This window comes from Pseudoalteromonas fenneropenaei, assembly GCF_042643375.1.
GTDB classification, from domain to species: domain Bacteria; phylum Pseudomonadota; class Gammaproteobacteria; order Enterobacterales; family Alteromonadaceae; genus Pseudoalteromonas; species Pseudoalteromonas fenneropenaei.
Genome location: NZ_JBHRSD010000018.1, coordinates 42,412 through 58,683, shown reverse-complemented (window position 1 = coordinate 58,683; position 16,272 = coordinate 42,412). Strand labels below are relative to the sequence as shown.

The 16,272-nt window shown below is 43.9% G+C and carries 16 protein-coding genes; all 16 read right to left on the bottom strand.

What is annotated here, in order from left to right; translation table 11 throughout:
- Positions 1 to 181: 181 nt before the first annotated feature.
- The 16 genes from ACFOEE_RS12035 to ACFOEE_RS11960 all read right to left on the bottom strand — a co-directional run bounded on the left by ACFOEE_RS12035 (position 182) and on the right by ACFOEE_RS11960 (position 16,271).
- Positions 182 to 2,293 carry a winged helix-turn-helix domain-containing protein gene (locus tag ACFOEE_RS12035; protein ID WP_377124545.1) on the bottom strand — a complete coding sequence of 704 codons (2,112 nt, stop codon included), beginning with the start codon at positions 2,291 to 2,293 and terminating at the stop codon, positions 182 to 184.
- A 267-nt stretch (positions 2,294 to 2,560) separates the two neighbouring features.
- The gene (locus ACFOEE_RS12030; protein ID WP_377124543.1) at positions 2,561 to 2,977 is read right to left on the bottom strand and encodes a F0F1 ATP synthase subunit epsilon; all 417 of its coding nucleotides are present in this window, start codon (positions 2,975 to 2,977) and stop codon (positions 2,561 to 2,563) included.
- A gap of 15 nt (positions 2,978 to 2,992) precedes the next feature.
- Positions 2,993 to 4,378 (bottom strand): F0F1 ATP synthase subunit beta, encoded by a 1,386-nt coding sequence (gene atpD / locus ACFOEE_RS12025; RefSeq protein WP_377124541.1) that lies wholly within the window; start codon positions 4,376 to 4,378, stop codon positions 2,993 to 2,995.
- 32 nt (positions 4,379 to 4,410) lie between these two features.
- Positions 4,411 to 5,271 carry a F0F1 ATP synthase subunit gamma gene (atpG, locus tag ACFOEE_RS12020; RefSeq protein WP_377124539.1) on the bottom strand — a complete coding sequence of 287 codons (861 nt, stop codon included), beginning with the start codon at positions 5,269 to 5,271 and terminating at the stop codon, positions 4,411 to 4,413.
- Positions 5,272 to 5,320: 49 nt separating this feature from the next.
- The gene (gene atpA / locus ACFOEE_RS12015; protein ID WP_377124537.1) at positions 5,321 to 6,862 is read right to left on the bottom strand and encodes a F0F1 ATP synthase subunit alpha; all 1,542 of its coding nucleotides are present in this window, start codon (positions 6,860 to 6,862) and stop codon (positions 5,321 to 5,323) included.
- 15 nt (positions 6,863 to 6,877) lie between these two features.
- Positions 6,878 to 7,411, bottom strand: a complete 534-nt coding sequence (gene atpH, locus ACFOEE_RS12010) for a F0F1 ATP synthase subunit delta (RefSeq protein WP_377124535.1) — start codon at positions 7,409 to 7,411, stop codon at positions 6,878 to 6,880.
- 16 nt (positions 7,412 to 7,427) lie between these two features.
- Positions 7,428 to 7,898, bottom strand: a complete 471-nt coding sequence (gene atpF, locus ACFOEE_RS12005; protein ID WP_377124533.1) for a F0F1 ATP synthase subunit B — start codon at positions 7,896 to 7,898, stop codon at positions 7,428 to 7,430.
- 39 nt (positions 7,899 to 7,937) lie between these two features.
- Positions 7,938 to 8,171, bottom strand: a complete 234-nt coding sequence (gene atpE / locus ACFOEE_RS12000) for a F0F1 ATP synthase subunit C (protein ID WP_377124531.1) — start codon at positions 8,169 to 8,171, stop codon at positions 7,938 to 7,940.
- 56 nt (positions 8,172 to 8,227) lie between these two features.
- Positions 8,228 to 9,085, bottom strand: coding sequence for a F0F1 ATP synthase subunit A (atpB, locus tag ACFOEE_RS11995; protein ID WP_377124529.1), 858 nt, complete (start codon positions 9,083 to 9,085; stop codon positions 8,228 to 8,230).
- A 15-nt stretch (positions 9,086 to 9,100) separates the two neighbouring features.
- Positions 9,101 to 9,478 (bottom strand): ATP synthase subunit I, encoded by a 378-nt coding sequence (locus ACFOEE_RS11990; protein ID WP_377124527.1) that lies wholly within the window; start codon positions 9,476 to 9,478, stop codon positions 9,101 to 9,103.
- A gap of 138 nt (positions 9,479 to 9,616) precedes the next feature.
- Complete coding sequence (locus ACFOEE_RS11985) at positions 9,617 to 10,537, bottom strand: ParB/RepB/Spo0J family partition protein (RefSeq protein ID WP_377124525.1); 921 nt, start codon at positions 10,535 to 10,537, stop codon at positions 9,617 to 9,619.
- Between the two features lie 30 nt (positions 10,538 to 10,567).
- Positions 10,568 to 11,353 (bottom strand): ParA family protein, encoded by a 786-nt coding sequence (locus tag ACFOEE_RS11980; RefSeq protein WP_377124523.1) that lies wholly within the window; start codon positions 11,351 to 11,353, stop codon positions 10,568 to 10,570.
- Positions 11,354 to 11,368: 15 nt separating this feature from the next.
- Entirely contained in the window at positions 11,369 to 11,992 is a 624-nt protein-coding gene (rsmG, locus tag ACFOEE_RS11975; protein ID WP_377124521.1) for a 16S rRNA (guanine(527)-N(7))-methyltransferase RsmG, read from the bottom strand.
- A gap of 14 nt (positions 11,993 to 12,006) precedes the next feature.
- On the bottom strand, positions 12,007 to 13,896 hold the full coding sequence (mnmG, locus tag ACFOEE_RS11970; RefSeq protein ID WP_377124519.1) for a tRNA uridine-5-carboxymethylaminomethyl(34) synthesis enzyme MnmG: 1,890 nt from the start codon (positions 13,894 to 13,896) through the stop codon (positions 12,007 to 12,009).
- 411 nt (positions 13,897 to 14,307) lie between these two features.
- Positions 14,308 to 14,748 carry a flavodoxin domain-containing protein gene (locus tag ACFOEE_RS11965; RefSeq protein WP_377124517.1) on the bottom strand — a complete coding sequence of 147 codons (441 nt, stop codon included), beginning with the start codon at positions 14,746 to 14,748 and terminating at the stop codon, positions 14,308 to 14,310.
- A gap of 623 nt (positions 14,749 to 15,371) precedes the next feature.
- Complete coding sequence (locus ACFOEE_RS11960; protein ID WP_377124515.1) at positions 15,372 to 16,271, bottom strand: LysR family transcriptional regulator; 900 nt, start codon at positions 16,269 to 16,271, stop codon at positions 15,372 to 15,374.
- Position 16,272: the final 1 nt, after the last annotated feature.

Below are 16,272 nucleotides of genomic sequence, written 5' to 3'. Positions count from 1 at the left end.
ATTTAATTAATTACAAGATGGAAAGAACTAGATAAGGTAATTCATCATCTCTTTTTTCAAAAAAACCTTGTACCAACCTTTTTAACTAGGTTGTGGAATTACGCAACAAGTTCGAAGTGTGTGCTTTATAATATGATTAGGCTATCTTGAGAGGGAGGAATTTGCGTCATCGTTCTTTATGTTAGGAAGTGGGCTTCGCATAAATAAGAAGATTAGGTTTGACACCTATCAATTCTAATATCAGGGCGTTGTCCTTATCTACATAGTTTATATTTTCAATAAACTTGTCTTCAGAGTCAAAAAGAGATTCATAGTTAAGTTGTGGGTCGTCAATTTTAACGAAGTAAACTGTTTTCCCATCGGAATGGAAGAGCTTATTGCCGTATAAGCTAAAACTATGTTTGTATTGGCTTTCATTTGTTTTAAAGCTTCTCTTCTTACCAATTGCAATGTTAAATTCATACATCTCTCCTCTAATTGGAAAAACAAGAAAATCATTTTCACTAATTTGTTCAAACCACTGTGCATTATCAAAAGATAAAGATATTAACTTACCTTTGCTGGGATCAAATACTACAGCATAGTTCGCTAAGTTTCCCTCTTTAGTTAATATTAAACCAACATGATTATTATTCAGAAAAGTACTAAAATTAATTTTATTGTCGACTCGATGCTCTGACACAATCATTTTCGTCTCTAAATTAAATATGGCGAATGAACGTTCATTGACCAGCAAAGCCTCCGTACCATCTTTTGAAATCTTGATATCTTTGAAATTATCAAACGGCAGCTCTATGATCTGGGTCTCCTGTCCATAATCACGAATTAATCTAAACGGTGATTGGTTTTTATCCAAAAGAAACTTTGCACTGTCGGAAATAGCCAACAAAGAAACATGATCATTTGTTGCTTTGTATGTTTCGAGTTGATGAGTTGTTAAGTTTAACTTAAAGGTCTCACTTGAAAAAGGGTTAGTAATGGAGATTACACCGCCATTTTTTAAGAGGTAAGCAATGGAATAAGTTTCAACATTAAGCAGTTTGATGCCGTTAACTTGTTCATTTTTTTCTAAATCGTATCGAGAGAATGTGCCTTTTCGATTGTCATACCAGGTTACAAAGTTGTGCTCCAACAAGTTGATTGCCCACACTCTGTTACTGGTCGTAAAAAGCTTCTTCGCTTCCATTCCTTCAATATCGGTAACAAACACTTCGGAAAATTCAAATTGTACCCGTTCGAAATATACTTTCTGATTTTTCTCATCATAAAATAGAAACTTATCCCCATGAGAATTTAAGTTTGGTGATGTAAGTTGGAATTCTTCGCCGGTCTTAATATTACGAATAACCAGAGCAGATAACTCATCTCGCTTTCGGTAATCGTATTTTGAATAGACCAATTGGTCGCCTGAAATACCCCCCACGAGGAATTGTCGATTATCACACTCCATCACATGTTCGTGTGGCAAAGTTAGATTTTCATAATTCAATCGCCACAACTCACATTTGCCTTGGCTAGATACCTTAAAATAAAGGTAAGTAGTGGAAACGGACCACCCCGCAGGGACCAGCTCTTTCCCTGCGATTGATATTCTTTGCTCCTTACCTGTTTCTATTTCTCTGATGATGAGGCTAGATTCATTACTTTTACTCGAGTTAAACCCAAACGCGAGAAACTTCTCATGCGGATGCAATATCGGCAATAGGTATTGACCATCTACCCAAGATAATATTTGTTCATTATATTTTTTCGCGACAGGATTAATTGTCTTGGTTGGGACTACCCTGTCATGGCGGCTATTGCCAGCGGCTATAAACACATAGCCAGTAATAGTAACAACAAGTAACGTAATGATAGCTATCAGAATAATGCGTGGAGAGAACTGCCGCGCTTGAGCTTGCATTGCGGGTGTTATTTGCCAATCAGTACTTGGTTGAGCATTCGAGTCGTGGTAGATGATTGCTCTGTCTAAAAAGAGGCTATAACCTTTTCTGTAGTGCGTTTTTACTACGATACCAGGTTGATTCTCAGATTTAAGCACTTTTCGAAGTTCAGACATAGCCCGATTGATGGCGTTGTCATCTACATAATTTTGGCACCAGACATGATCAACCAAATCTTGGCGGGTAATAATTCTCGAATTGTTAATTAGTAAATAACACAGAATTTTAAACAACAGGGGTTCTAGTTCTCGCTCAATGTCACCATCAAATATAACCTGTCGCTTAGGATCTAATTCCCAAGCGCCAAATTTTATCGCCTTTACAGTCCGTGGAAAATTTACTTCATTCATGCGTGATGATGTCTATTTAAAAAACTTTAGAAACTTTCATGCAACATCGAGCTCATGATATTATCATAAGTAAAAATTAGTTACACAAATTCAATATACCACCAAACTCAACAACAATACAAAACGAAATTTTCTAAAATGACCAGTAAATAGCCTCATAACAAAGGTTGTCTGTATTGCGAGATTAAAGGACAAAACAGTTAAACTTATTGATGATTTAAAAACAAAAAACCCGCTCATGGAGCGGGTTTTCTTAGTTCACTAAGCTTACTTGCGTAGCTGGCGAATGATACGTAGCTGAGCGACAGCTTCAGCCAGTTGCATTGCAGCTTGATGATAATCAAGCTCATGCGCGCTGGTTGCAGCCATTTGTGCTTCCGCTTCACGTTTTGCAGCTTCAGCCGCTTGCTCATCAAGGTCTTCACCACGAATTGCAACATCAGCTAACACTGTGACGCCCTTTGGTAGGACTTCTAACGTGCCGCCTGCAACGTAGACGATGTGTTCAACACCATCAGCCATTACATAACGTACCATACCAGGTTTCAGGGTAGTCAATAGTGGTGCGTGACCTGGGTGGATCCCCAATTCACCTTCACTACCAGTCACTTGAATCATCGCTACGTCACCTTCAAAAAGGCGCTTTTCCACGCTTACGACATCAAGATGTACAGTCATTGTCATAACGACCCCCTATAATTACATGTTTTTAGCTTTATCGATCGCTTCGTCGATTGAGCCAACCATGTAGAAAGCTTGCTCTGGTAAATCATCATACTCACCGTTTAGGATGCCTTTGAAGCCAGAGATTGTGTCTTTCAGTGATACGTACTTACCTGGTGAGCCAGTGAATACCTCAGCAACGAAGAACGGCTGAGATAGGAAACGCTGGATCTTACGCGCACGTGTTACTACCAACTTATCTTCGTCTGAAAGTTCATCCATACCAAGGATGGCGATGATGTCTTTCAACTCTTTATAACGTTGTAGTAGTGTTTGTACACCACGCGCTGTGTCGTAGTGCTCTTGACCGATTACTAACGGGTCAAGTTGACGTGACGTTGAGTCAAGTGGGTCTACCGCTGGGTAGATACCAAGTGCTGCGATGTCACGTGAAAGTACTACTGTCGCGTCTAAGTGAGCAAACGTAGTCGCTGGCGACGGGTCAGTTAAGTCGTCCGCAGGTACGTATACCGCTTGGATAGACGTGATAGAGCCTGTACGAGTTGACGTGATACGCTCTTGTAGTACACCCATTTCTTCAGCTAGTGTTGGTTGGTAACCTACTGCTGAAGGCATACGACCTAGAAGTGCAGATACTTCTGTACCAGCTAGAGTATAACGGTAGATGTTATCTACGAAGAATAGTACGTCACGACCTTCGTCACGGAACTTTTCAGCCATTGTTAGACCAGTTAGTGCAACACGTAGACGGTTACCTGGTGGCTCGTTCATCTGACCGTAAACTAGCGATACTTTGTCTAGTACGTTTGAGTCGTTCATTTCATGATAGAAGTCATTACCTTCACGCGTACGCTCACCTACACCGGCGAATACTGAGTAGCCGCTGTGCTCGATAGCGATGTTACGGATAAGCTCCATCATGTTTACGGTTTTACCTACACCCGCACCACCGAATAGACCTACTTTACCACCCTTAGCGAATGGACAAACTAAGTCGATTACTTTGATACCAGTTTCAAGTAGTTCTACCGAGTTGCTTTGCTCTTCATAGCTTGGTGCTTCGCGGTGGATTGACCAACGCTCTTCTTCACCAATTGGGCCCGCTTCGTCAATCGCGTCACCTAGTACGTTCATGATACGACCAAGTGTTGCTGTACCAACAGGCACCTTGATTGGCTCGCCAGTACCTTGTACTTGCGCGCCACGACGTAGACCGTCAGTAGTACCTAGTGCGATACCACGTACTACACCGCCGCCTAGCTGCTGTTGAACTTCTAAAGTCAAACCAGCTAGGTCGCCGTCTGTTACTTTTAGTGCGTCATATACGGCTGGCACGTTGTCTTGTGGGAACTCGATGTCCACAACGGCGCCGATAATTTGGACGACCTTACCTAAACTCATGTCTATTCCTCTTAATAAACTTTGCCGAAGCGTTACACAGCAGCTGAGCCAGCCACAATCTCACTGATCTCTTGTGTGATTGCTGCTTGACGCGCTTTGTTGTATTTCAATTTCAGTTCATCCATCAGGTTACCGGCGTTATCAGTTGCGGCTTTCATCGCAACCATACGCGCAGCCTGTTCGGATGCTGCATTTTCAACCACGCCTTGGTAAACCTGAGCTTCAATGAAGCGAACCATTAACGTTGCCAAAATTGGCGCCGGATCTGGCTCATAGAGGTAGTCCCAAGTGTGTGAAGATACTTGCTGCTCTGCTTTTGGCAAAGGCAATAGCTGATCGATAGTTGGCTCTTGCTTCATGGTGTTTACAAACTTGTTGTACACCACGTATAAACGGTCAATCTTGCCTTCTGTGTATGCATCTAGCATGACTTTTACCGGACCAATCACGTCCTGGACAGAAGGTGCATCACCTAACCCAGCCGTTTTGGCGAGAATTGTACCGCCAAAGCGCTTGAAGAAGCCCGCAGCTTTGCCGCCAATGGCTGCAAATTCTGCTTCTACGCCCTTCTCTTTCCACGCTTTAACTTGTTGTACAACACGTTTGAACTCGTTTGAGTTCAAACCGCCACACAGGCCACGGTCGGTAGAGACAACGATGTAACCTACGCGTTTCACGTCACGTTCTGCTAAGAACGGATGACGGAACTCGAGATTAGCTTGAGCAACATGACCGATCACTTTGCGAATACCGTCAGCGTATGGGCGGCTTTGTGCCACACGGTCTTGCGCCTTTTTCATTTTAGACGCGGCAACCATTTCCATTGCGCTGGTGATCTTCTGAGTATTTTTAATACTCCCGATCTTGCTTTTTATCTCTTTTCCGCTGGCCATGACTCTTTCTCCGAATCAGGGTGAGTGTTGCCACTCACCTTTTAATACATTACCAAGTTTGCGTTGCTTTGAACTTCTCAAGAAGTTCTTTTAACTTCGCTTCGATCTCGGCGTTGTAATCACCTGTTTCATTGATACGAGTCATTAGCTCTGCGTATGTGCTGTTCGCATAAGCAATTAGAGAAGCTTCGAAATCGCCAATCTTGTTGATTGCAACGTCTTTCAAATAGCCTTTTTCTACTGCGAATAGCGATAGAGACATATCAGCAACAGACATAGGTGCATATTGCTTCTGCTTCATCAGCTCAGTTACACGCTCACCGTGGTTCAACTGTGCACGTGTTGCATCGTCAAGGTCAGACGCGAATTGCGAGAACGCCGCAAGTTCACGGTACTGAGCTAGCGCAAGACGGATACCGCCACCTAGCTTCTTAACGATCTTAGTTTGAGCTGCACCACCTACACGAGATACCGAGATACCCGCGTTAACCGCAGGACGGATACCCGAGTTGAACAAGTCAGTTTCTAAGAAGATCTGACCGTCAGTGATCGAGATTACGTTAGTTGGTACGAATGCAGAAACGTCACCACCTTGAGTTTCAATGATTGGCAATGCCGTCAATGAACCTGTTTGACCTTTCACTTCACCGTTGGTGTACTTCTCAACGTAATCAGCGTTAACACGTGATGCACGCTCTAGAAGACGTGAGTGAAGATAGAAAACGTCACCTGGGTAAGCTTCACGACCTGGTGGACGACGTAATAGCAACGAGATTTGACGGTAAGCAACAGCTTGCTTAGACAAGTCATCGTATACGATTAGTGCATCTTCACCGCGGTCACGGAAGTATTCACCCATTGTACAACCAGCAAATGGCGCTAGGAATTGTAGCGCTGCTGATTCAGAAGCAGATGCTACCACAACGATAGTGTTTGCTAGTGCACCATGCTCTTCTAATTTACGTACTACGTTCGCAATGGTAGACGCTTTCTGACCGATAGCGACGTACACACACTTAACACCAGTGCCTTTTTGGTTGATGATAGCGTCGATTGCTAGTGCAGTTTTACCAGTTTGACGGTCACCGATGATAAGTTCACGTTGACCACGGCCTACTGGAATCATCGCGTCGATTGACTTGTAACCAGTTTGTACTGGTTGGTCTACCGATTGACGCTCGATAACGCCTGGTGCGATTTTCTCAACTGGCTCAAAACCGTCGTTTGCGATAGGACCTTTACCGTCGATTGGCTCACCTAGCGTGTTAACAACACGGCCTAGTAGGGCACGACCAACTGGTACTTCAAGGATACGACCTGTCGCTTGTACTTTTACGCCTTCTTTAAGGTCTGCGTATGGACCCATAACTACCGCACCTACTGAGTCACGCTCAAGGTTTAGTGCGATTGCATAACGGTTGCCTGGAAGCTCGATCATTTCACCTTGCATACAGTCAGCTAGACCGTGTACACGGATGATACCGTCAGTAACAGATACGATAGTACCTTCGTTACGAGCTTCACTTACAACTTCGAACTGCTCAATGCGTTGCTTGATCAGCGCAGAAATTTCAGTGGAATTAAGTTGCATTGCTCTTCTTCCCAATTACGATTGTAGTGCTGTGGCTAAACGATTTAGCTTGCCACGGATAGAGCCATCGATCACAGTGTCGCCAGCTTTAATCACTAGGCCACCGACTGTGTTGGCATCAACACTACAATTCAGCTTAACTTTGCGTGCGAAACGTTTTTCTAGTGCAGCCACTAGCTTGTCTTGCTGCTCTGCAACAAGTTCAGTTGCCGAAACGACGTCGACGTCGATTTCTTTGTCATAGTCTGCTTTGAATTCAGCATATAACTTAGCAACCGCTGGTAGCGCTACTAAACGTCCATTCTCAGCCAGCACTTTAATAAAGTTCTGGCCATGCTCGTTGATTTGTTCAGCACAAACCTGAATAAATATGTCAGATTTTTTCTGTACTGAGGCGCTGCCTGCCAGAAACTCTGCTACTTGTTCATTCTTGGCAACTTCTGCCGCGAAAAACAACATATTGTTCCAGCTTTCTACAGCGCCCTTCTCAACAGCAAACTCAAAAGCCGCTTTAGCGTAAGGACGAGCGATAGTAGTCAATTCTGACATGCTCATACCCTCCTAATTACAGCTCAGCAACAAGTTTTTCAACTATGTCGCTGTGCGCGGCTACATTGATTTCACGCTCTAAAATCTTTTCTGCGCCAGCCACTGCCAAAGTCGCAACTTGCATACGCAGTTCTTCTTTCGCACGGTTGCGCTCAGCATCAACTTCAGAGTGACCTTGAGCAACGATTTTCTCACGCTCTTGCTGACCACGAAGTGTTTCTTCGTCAACAATTAGCGCAGCACGCTTTTTAGCTTGTTCGATGATTTCAGCTGCTTGTGATTTAGCTTCTTTAAGCTGTTCAGCAGCTTGTGCGCGTACACGCTCAAGCTCTTTTTCAGCTTCATCAGATGCCGCTAAACCATCAGCAATTTTCTTTTGGCGAGCTTCAATAGCGCCATTTAGTGGTGGCCATACATATTTCATACAAAATAGTACGAACACCACGAACGCAATCAACTCACCAAGTAGAGTGGCAGTTAAATTCACGACCGCTCCTCCTTAAAGTAGTTGTTCAAAAAAAGGCGATTAAAGTACGAACAACAATACCATTGCGATACCAACACCGATCATCGCTACCGCGTCGATAAGACCAGCTAGGATGAACATTTTAACTTGTAGTTGTGGTGCAAGTTCTGGTTGGCGAGCACAAGCTTCAAGGAATTTACCACCCATGTTACCGAAACCAATTGCAGTGCCGATAGCACCGAAACCGATTAGAAGAGCAACAGCGATAAACTTAAGACCTAATACTAGTTCCATTTTTTTCTCCAAAAGTATGAAATTAAAAGTTAAAGTTAAAAAATTTGTTTTAAAAATTAGTGGTTATCTGCGCTAGCCATACTCAAGTAAACGATAGTCAGCATCATAAATACGAATGCTTGTAACACGATTACTAAGATGTGGAACACGGCCCAAATAAAGTGCAGTGGCAACTGCATTAAACCAACTGCGCCGATCAGGATGAAGATCAATTCGCCGGCATATAAGTTACCGAACAAACGCAGTGCCAGTGAGAACGGCTTAGCAACCAGTGCAATCGTCTCAAGTAATAAGTTACATGGAATTAAAAACACCATGCCTAGCTTATTTTTGGTGCTGAATGGGTGTAGGGTAAGCTCAGCGATAAAACCGCCAATGCCTTTCATTTTAATTGAATACCCGATCATCAGTAAAAACACGCCTAATGCCAATGCCGCAGTCATGTTAATGTCTGTGGTCGGTACAATTTTCATGTAAACATCGTGCGAGTCCATACCAAATGCCGTTTCACCAACAAAACCAGCAAACGCAGGTAGGAAGTCAACTGGAATAAGATCCATTAAGTTCATCAAGAATACCCAAACGAAAATCGTTAGGGCAAGAGGAGCGATTAACGCACTTTTACCATGATAAGTATCACGTACGTTATTACCGACGAACTCCACTATCATCTCAATAAAGCATTGAAATTTAGACGGAACGCCTGTTGTTGCTTTTTTAGCGGCGCTACGGAAGATCCATAAAAATATTAGACCTAGTCCGATAGACCATGCGAGGGTATCTATGTGCCATGTCCAGAAACCACTGTCCGTACATGCTTTGTTGAAGGCCAGACCGGCATCGGTCGAACACATCTTAGCATTGGTCAAGTGGTGCTGAATATGGCTCGATAGAGTCACTTCTTCTGCAGCCATGTTTTATCCCAAAAGTTAATGAAAAAAAATCGGCGCTGACCATAAAGCGAATAACGCGATCACGTAGACCACGAAAAAGGGCAATGCAGATATCGCAAGAAACTTAAAACATGCCCCAAACATCAATACGGTTAGCAAAAACTTTAATCCGCTGCCTCGTTTAATCGAGGCATACACTTGTCTTGTTTTCGAGGCGCCGACAAAACGGAAGGCGTACCACGCAAACAATAAATTGGGCAGCACGGCGGTCAGACCTCCGAGGAGGGCAGAAAAACCCGCGTTGGCTCCCCAACATACGAAAACGAAAACTGCACTGACTAATGTAACACAGGCTTGGCAGGCTACCGTTTTTAATGCGGCAAGTTGTAAAGGTTGAGCAAGTCTATTAGTCACAAAAATATAACCTTTACGGCCTAAAAACACCAAGGTGTGAAAAAACTGGCGAAATTATACTTGTTTCTGGCGATTTTGCAACTTGACTCGGTGGACAATGGTGCCTTTTCGGCACCACTTTTGCTTATAAAACGGGCACTAGGAAGGTTGTTGGAGGTCGGGATGGATGCGACCCAAAATCCCATCTAATTCATCAAGACTGGCGTAGGAAATCACTAACTTGCCTTTACCTTTATGGTTATAACTGATCTCGACTTTCGCACCAAGATTTTCAGCAAGCTGCTGTTCGAGTAATTTCACGTCAGGATCTTTGTCTTTTGCCACTTTTTGCTCGCTCGGTTCGAGCAACTTACGCACTAGATTTTCCGTTTCTCTTACCGTCAAAGCCTTAGCTACCGCAGTATTGGCAGCTTGCGATTGTTGAGCACCTTCTAACGCTAACAAACAGCGGGCATGACCCATTTCAATATCGCCATGCTCTAACAGGATTTTTACATCGTCATTAAGATTGTTAAGGCGTAGTAAATTGGTCACTGTAGTGCGAGATTTTCCCACCGCATCCGCCACTTGTTGGTGAGTTAAAGCAAATTCATCCAACAAACGTTGCAGAGCAATGGCTTCTTCCATGGCATTAAGATCTTCACGCTGAATATTTTCAATTAATGCGATGGCAACGGCGGCTTCGTCAGCAACATCTTTGACAATACAAGGCACTACATCCAATTTTGCCAATTGCGCTGCACGCCAGCGACGCTCACCTGCAATAATTTCATAGCGATTTTCGCTGACTGGGCGAACTACGATGGGCTGGATCACCCCTTGCGCTCGGATAGAACTGGCTAATTCTTCTAGCGCTTCTTCCGACATGTCTTTACGCGGCTGATATTTGCCACGCTGTAAAAATTCTACCGGTAGGGTCAACAAAGTTTTGTCTTGCGGCAGTGAGTGTTCTGAGTCCACGGACTCTAGGTGTTGAGTTGGCGACGGGGCACTGCTCGGCTTAGCTGAACTGAGTAACGCATCCAGACCTCGGCCTAAGCCTCGTTTTTTTACCGACATGTTGTTGTTATCCTCACATTATCCGTGGCATTACGCCACGGCAGCTGCTTGTTTTTCTTTTCTGCGCAACATTTCACCCGCCAGTGCAAGGTAGGCTTTAGCACCACTTGATGCTCTGTCATAGTACATTGCTGGAGCGCCAAAACTCGGCGCTTCGGCAAGACGCACATTGCGTGGAATGACAGTGCGATAAACCTTATCGCCAAAATGCTGCTTCAGTTGTTCTGATACGTCATTGGCTAGACGATTGCGCGGATCGTACATAGTACGCAAAATACCTTCGATTTGCAGTTTCGGGTTAACCAATTTAGACAATTGCGTGATGGTATCCATCAGCGCAGTCAAACCTTCCAAGGCATAATATTCGCACTGCATTGGCACTAAAATAGAATCTGCTGCGGCCATAGCATTAACAGTCAACATATTGAGTGATGGCGGGCAGTCGATAAAAATAAACTCATATTCACCCAGCACTGACTCAAGTGCATTACGCAGACGCACTTCGCGGGCAAATAATTCCATGAGTTTGACTTCCGCAGCGGTTACATCGCCATTGGCTGCTATCAAATGGTACTCACCTGAGGTTTCTTTACAGATCACCTCATGAATTGGCTTTTCTTCAATCAGCAGATCATAAATGGTTGGCACATCGCCATATTTATCTACGCCGCTGCCCATGGTCGCGTTGCCTTGCGGGTCGAGGTCTATCAACAACACCTTACGTTTGGTTGCTGCCATCGATGCCGCTAAATTCACCGCCGTGGTGGTTTTTCCAACCCCACCTTTTTGGTTTGCAATAGCAATGACTCGTGCCACAGTATCCCCTGATAGTTAACTTTGTTTGGCCAATACGACTAAATGACGCTCTGCCTCCAATGTAGGCACATGCAGGGGAATATCCTGCACCAGCCGAATATTGGCAGGTAGGGCAGCCAGCTCATCTTGCGGGTATTGTCCCTTAAGTGCCAAAAAGAACCCGGCATCATCAATTAAATGCTGACACCAGTCAACCATATCCTGCAATGAGGCAAAGGCACGACTCAAGACCCCATCTAATTTAACACTTGGTTGATAATCTTCAACACGAGACTGCACAGGGGTGACATTATCTAAACCAAGCGTATGTTTTACTTGGGTTAAAAATCGTACCCGTTTACCTAGGCTATCCAATAAAACAAAATTAACCCGAGGTAGTGCAATCGCCAGCACAATGCCAGGTAAACCCGGACCCGTGCCAACATCAATGTAATGTGTGCCGGTTAAATGAGGTGCGACAACAAGACTATCAAGAATGTGTTTCACCATCATTTCTTTTGGGTCGCGCACAGAAGTGAGGTTGTAGGCTTTGTTCCATTTGTCGAGCAGCTCCACGTATTGCACCAGTTGTGCCTGTTGCTGCTCGCTAAGCGCAACATCCGTGTGCGCTAATAATTGAGTAAGTTGCTGTTGTAACACTATGTACCTTTAGCTTACGCAGACTTGCGTAATAACCCTTGCTTTTTCAGATACACTAATAATAGCGAAATCGCCGCTGGCGTGATACCAGAAATACGCGAAGCTTGGCCAATCGTTTGTGGACGGGCATCCGTTAATTTCGCCACCACTTCGTTGGACAAGCCGCTGACCTGACGATAATCAAAATCATGCGGTAATACTGTTTGCTCATGGCGCAGCTGTTTGTTGATCTCATCTTGCTGTCTAGCAATATAGCCTGCGTACTTAGTTTGAATCTCAACTTGCTCTAACGCCTGTACGTTTTCAGACTCAGATCCTAAACCATCAATCGCCATCAGATCGTGATAATTGATCTCCGGGCGACGTAAAAGATCTTCTAAACTTGCTTCACGCGCTAAAGGAGCCTTCAACAGCTTATTCACATCCGCAAGCGCTGGATGATCTTTATGGATCCAAGTGGCACGAATACGCTGTGTTTCTTGTTCCATCACTTCAAGCTTTTCATTAAAAGCCGCCCAGCGTGCATCATCCACCAAACCTAGTTCACGACCTTTGGCGGTTAAACGTAAGTCCGCGTTGTCTTCACGCAGTAATAAGCGGTATTCAGCACGGCTGGTAAACATGCGGTACGGCTCTTTAGTACCCAAAGTGGCTAAGTCGTCAATCAGTACACCAACATAGGCTTCATCACGACGTGGTGTCCAAGCATCTTTACCTTGGACTTGCAATGCCGCGTTCATACCGGCGATCAACCCTTGTGCACCGGCTTCTTCATAGCCTGTGGTACCGTTGATTTGACCCGCAAAAAACAGTCCTGAAATAAATTTGGTTTCTAACGATTGTTTTAAATCGCGCGGATCGAAGAAATCATACTCAATGGCGTAACCCGGACGGCAAATATGGGCATTTTCAAATCCGGTGATCGAGCGCACAATTTCCATCTGCACATCAAATGGCAAGCTGGTTGAAATACCATTTGGGTAAAGTTCATAAGTGTTTAGGCCTTCAGGCTCAACGAAGATTTGATGCTTTTCTTTATCGGAAAAACGCACAATTTTATCTTCAATTGACGGGCAGTAACGAGGCCCAATTCCTTCAATTACCCCAGCATACATAGGGGAGCGATGTAAATTGTTACGGATCACATCATGGGTTTTTTCATTGGTATAGGTGATATAGCAAGGGATCTGTTGTGGGTGATCGCTTACTTTACCCATAAATGAAAATACTGGCACCGGCGTGTCGCCAGGTTGCTCTTGCATTACCGAGAAATCAACAGTACGGGCATCAATACGTGGTGGCGTACCGGTTTTTAAACGGTCAACACGAAATGGTAATTCGCGTAAACGATGTGCAAGTGCAATCGACGGTGGATCACCAGCACGACCGCCACTGTAATTTTCTAAACCAATATGAATACGGCCACCTAAGAAGGTGCCTACCGTCAATACCACAGCTTGCGCTTGGAAACGTAAACCCATTTGGGTCACAACACCACGAACTTGATCTTGCTCAACAATCAGATCATCACAAGACTGTTGGAAAATAGTCAGGTTCTCTTGATGCTGTAAAATATCTTGGATCGCTGCTTTATATAATTGGCGATCAGCCTGCGCACGTGTCGCACGCACAGCAGGGCCTTTTGAGCTGTTCAAGGTTCTAAACTGGATCCCACCTTTATCAATTGCCTTGGCCATCGCGCCACCTAAGGCATCGATCTCTTTAACCAAATGCCCTTTACCTATGCCACCAATAGCTGGGTTACAAGACATTTGTCCAAGGGTATCCATATTATGGGTTAACAATAGTGTTTTCATACCCATACGTGCAGACGCAAGCGCTGCTTCGGTACCAGCATGACCACCACCCACAACAATGACATCAAACTGTTCGTGATAAAGCATTAACGGGATCCTAAAAAACTGACCAGTAAATTCTGAAAGGGAGCGTATTCTACCTAGAAATTACCAGAAGTGAAATGGTTAAATATTAAGCAGATGCTAAAACTGATCTCTAAAATAAATAAGGATCTTTTAAAGAGATCTTTTATTGATCTTACTACTATAGACAGGCTTTTCTGTGAGTAACTCGGTTATTCTTAAGTGAAGCATAGACTTAGATCGGATCTAAGGGTGTGAATTAGATCGGATCTAAGGCAGGATAAGCTTTGATCAAAACGCACTTTTATGCACAGGCAGATCGGGTGCTAATTTTATCCAATGGATAATTATGCGTAGATCCGCAGTTAGATCAGAACTTATCCACATAGCACCTTTAAAATAGATCAAATTGTGCATAACTTGAGTGTAATGATCTTACTCTGCCAATTGCTTCATAAATGCAGGTAACCAAAGTAAAGCACTATCTTCTGGTAGAGCTTCATCCTGAACATCAATTGTAAATGTTGGTAGGAGTGCTTGTGCGCCTTTCGCTTGCAATAAGGCGGCGCAATTACTGGCGGCTAAGTTATAGGTGTCGTAATTGGAATCACCTATACCGACTACAGCAAAACTAACTTCAGCTAATGAAGCGCAATCATTAAGTTCTGCAATAAAAGGCAGTAAATTATCAGGATAGTCACCTGCACCGTATGTTGAGGTAACTATTAACCAAATCTTTTGCGTGATGGCTGCAAGTTCAGGGGTGAGATAAAGTTCACTCTCAATGTGTTGATCTTGCAAAGCTGCCTGCAGCTGATCTGCCACATATTCTGCTGATCCTAGCTGGCTGCCTACGATAATTGCTATGGCCGTCATAATCTTGAAAATCAAAAATAATTGGCGCGATCTTAACGGGCTTTCTGAGTAAGTGAAAGTGCTACTTTTTAACGTTGATAAATATTTACTGAGGAAAGATCCACCATAGTTGTTGTTTTTATCTTAATGTTTTGATTATAAACAAATAAATAAATTATTCTCGCTCACAACAAAGTGATCTAGTTGTGGATAAGCAGCGTGTATGTTGAGTAAAAAAGCCGTCGTATTGTTTGCCTGATCTGCTCTTATGACAAATATTGGCGCCTTAACAACAATGTTATAGCGGCTGTGAATGAAAATGTGTGGATAAAACTTTGGCTGGCGATCTGAGTGCGATTTTTATAGATCAAATATAGGTGATCTATATAAGAAAAAAATCTAAAAAACGGGATCTCTAGGTGGCGATTGTGCCTGATCTAAGCCGAAGGCGAGGGGGATTGGCCGAAAAAGCAAAGCTAATGTGGGGCGAAATAACGTTTTTGCTTGTGATAGTGCAATGACGGTCGAAACCAAAACTCATAAATACACTCGGTTATTTACCGATAAACCACATTGGTTGCGATGTTGTATTTTTGCATTGAGTCAAAAAGGAGTAGTGATAGTGTCAATATCCACTTATTTTTCTATGTTATTTCTTTTACGAGTTGTTGAACAAGCATGCGTAGCCAACGGTGTGCAGGATCAAGACGATAGCGAACGTGCCAGCCCATGTGTATGGGAAAGCTGCCAAGATCAACGGGGGTTGGCAGTATTTTAAGACGAGGGTCTCGCTCTAGGATTTTGCAGAGCAGTTTTGGCAAAGTAGCGCAATAATTTGTGACCACGAGTATTTCTGGGATAGCGAGAAAATGAGTAACAGAAACAGCGACTTCCCGTTTTAGGTTTTGTTGATCCAAGGCTTGAAAAAGGCCAGCTCTTAGTTTCCCTGGTGGGAGTACATTCACATGTTTGAGTTTTTCATACTGATATCGGGAAATAGCGTTTTGGATGTCAGGATGATCTTTGCGCACCACACAGGCAAGTCCATCATCCATCAAGTGTTGAACAACAAAATTGTCTGGTGGCGAGACAATTCTGCCTAACACCATAGCTGTGGTCCCAGAGATGGCGCCGGTTTCGGCCAGATCATTGCCAAATGGAGTCATTCGGAACTTGATCTTGGGGGCTAGTGCTCGCGCTTTTGCAATAAGAGCTGGCATTAATACCAGTTCCACATAGCTGTTGGGCGCAAGTGTGAATAGTCGCTCCGCGTTTTCAGGTTGAAACTCTTGCTGGTTGACTATCAACTCATCTAACTGCGCCAGCGCCGCCGCAATCGTAGGTGTAATTTCCTCAGCCAGTTGCGTCGGTTTTATGCCATATCTTGCTCGAATAAATAGCGGATCTTGGAAAGTATCTCGTAGGCGGTTCAGAGAATTGGACAACGCAGGCTGGGTTATCCCCAATCGCTCAGCGGCCCTTGTCACACTTCGCTCCTCCATTAGCATCAAAAAAACAGGGAGCAGATTCAGATCGTATCTCATC

Excerpts from the sequence above, each read along its gene's own strand:
- ACFOEE_RS12035 (WP_377124545.1), bottom strand. The coding sequence starts at position 2,293 with ATGAATGAAGTAAATTTTCCACGGACTGTAAAGGCGATAAAATTTGGC.
- ACFOEE_RS12030 (WP_377124543.1), bottom strand. The coding sequence starts at position 2,977 with ATGACAATGACTGTACATCTTGATGTCGTAAGCGTGGAAAAGCGCCTT.
- atpD (WP_377124541.1), bottom strand. The coding sequence starts at position 4,378 with ATGAGTTTAGGTAAGGTCGTCCAAATTATCGGCGCCGTTGTGGACATC.
- atpG (WP_377124539.1), bottom strand. The coding sequence starts at position 5,271 with ATGGCCAGCGGAAAAGAGATAAAAAGCAAGATCGGGAGTATTAAAAAT.
- atpA (WP_377124537.1), bottom strand. The coding sequence starts at position 6,862 with ATGCAACTTAATTCCACTGAAATTTCTGCGCTGATCAAGCAACGCATT.
- atpH (WP_377124535.1), bottom strand. The coding sequence starts at position 7,411 with ATGTCAGAATTGACTACTATCGCTCGTCCTTACGCTAAAGCGGCTTTT.
- atpE (WP_377124531.1), bottom strand. The coding sequence starts at position 8,171 with ATGGAACTAGTATTAGGTCTTAAGTTTATCGCTGTTGCTCTTCTAATC.
- atpB (WP_377124529.1), bottom strand. The coding sequence starts at position 9,085 with ATGGCTGCAGAAGAAGTGACTCTATCGAGCCATATTCAGCACCACTTG.
- ACFOEE_RS11985 (WP_377124525.1), bottom strand. The coding sequence starts at position 10,537 with ATGTCGGTAAAAAAACGAGGCTTAGGCCGAGGTCTGGATGCGTTACTC.
- mnmG (WP_377124519.1), bottom strand. The coding sequence starts at position 13,896 with ATGCTTTATCACGAACAGTTTGATGTCATTGTTGTGGGTGGTGGTCAT.
- ACFOEE_RS11965 (WP_377124517.1), bottom strand. The coding sequence starts at position 14,748 with ATGACGGCCATAGCAATTATCGTAGGCAGCCAGCTAGGATCAGCAGAA.
- ACFOEE_RS11960 (WP_377124515.1), bottom strand. The coding sequence starts at position 16,271 with ATGAGATACGATCTGAATCTGCTCCCTGTTTTTTTGATGCTAATGGAG.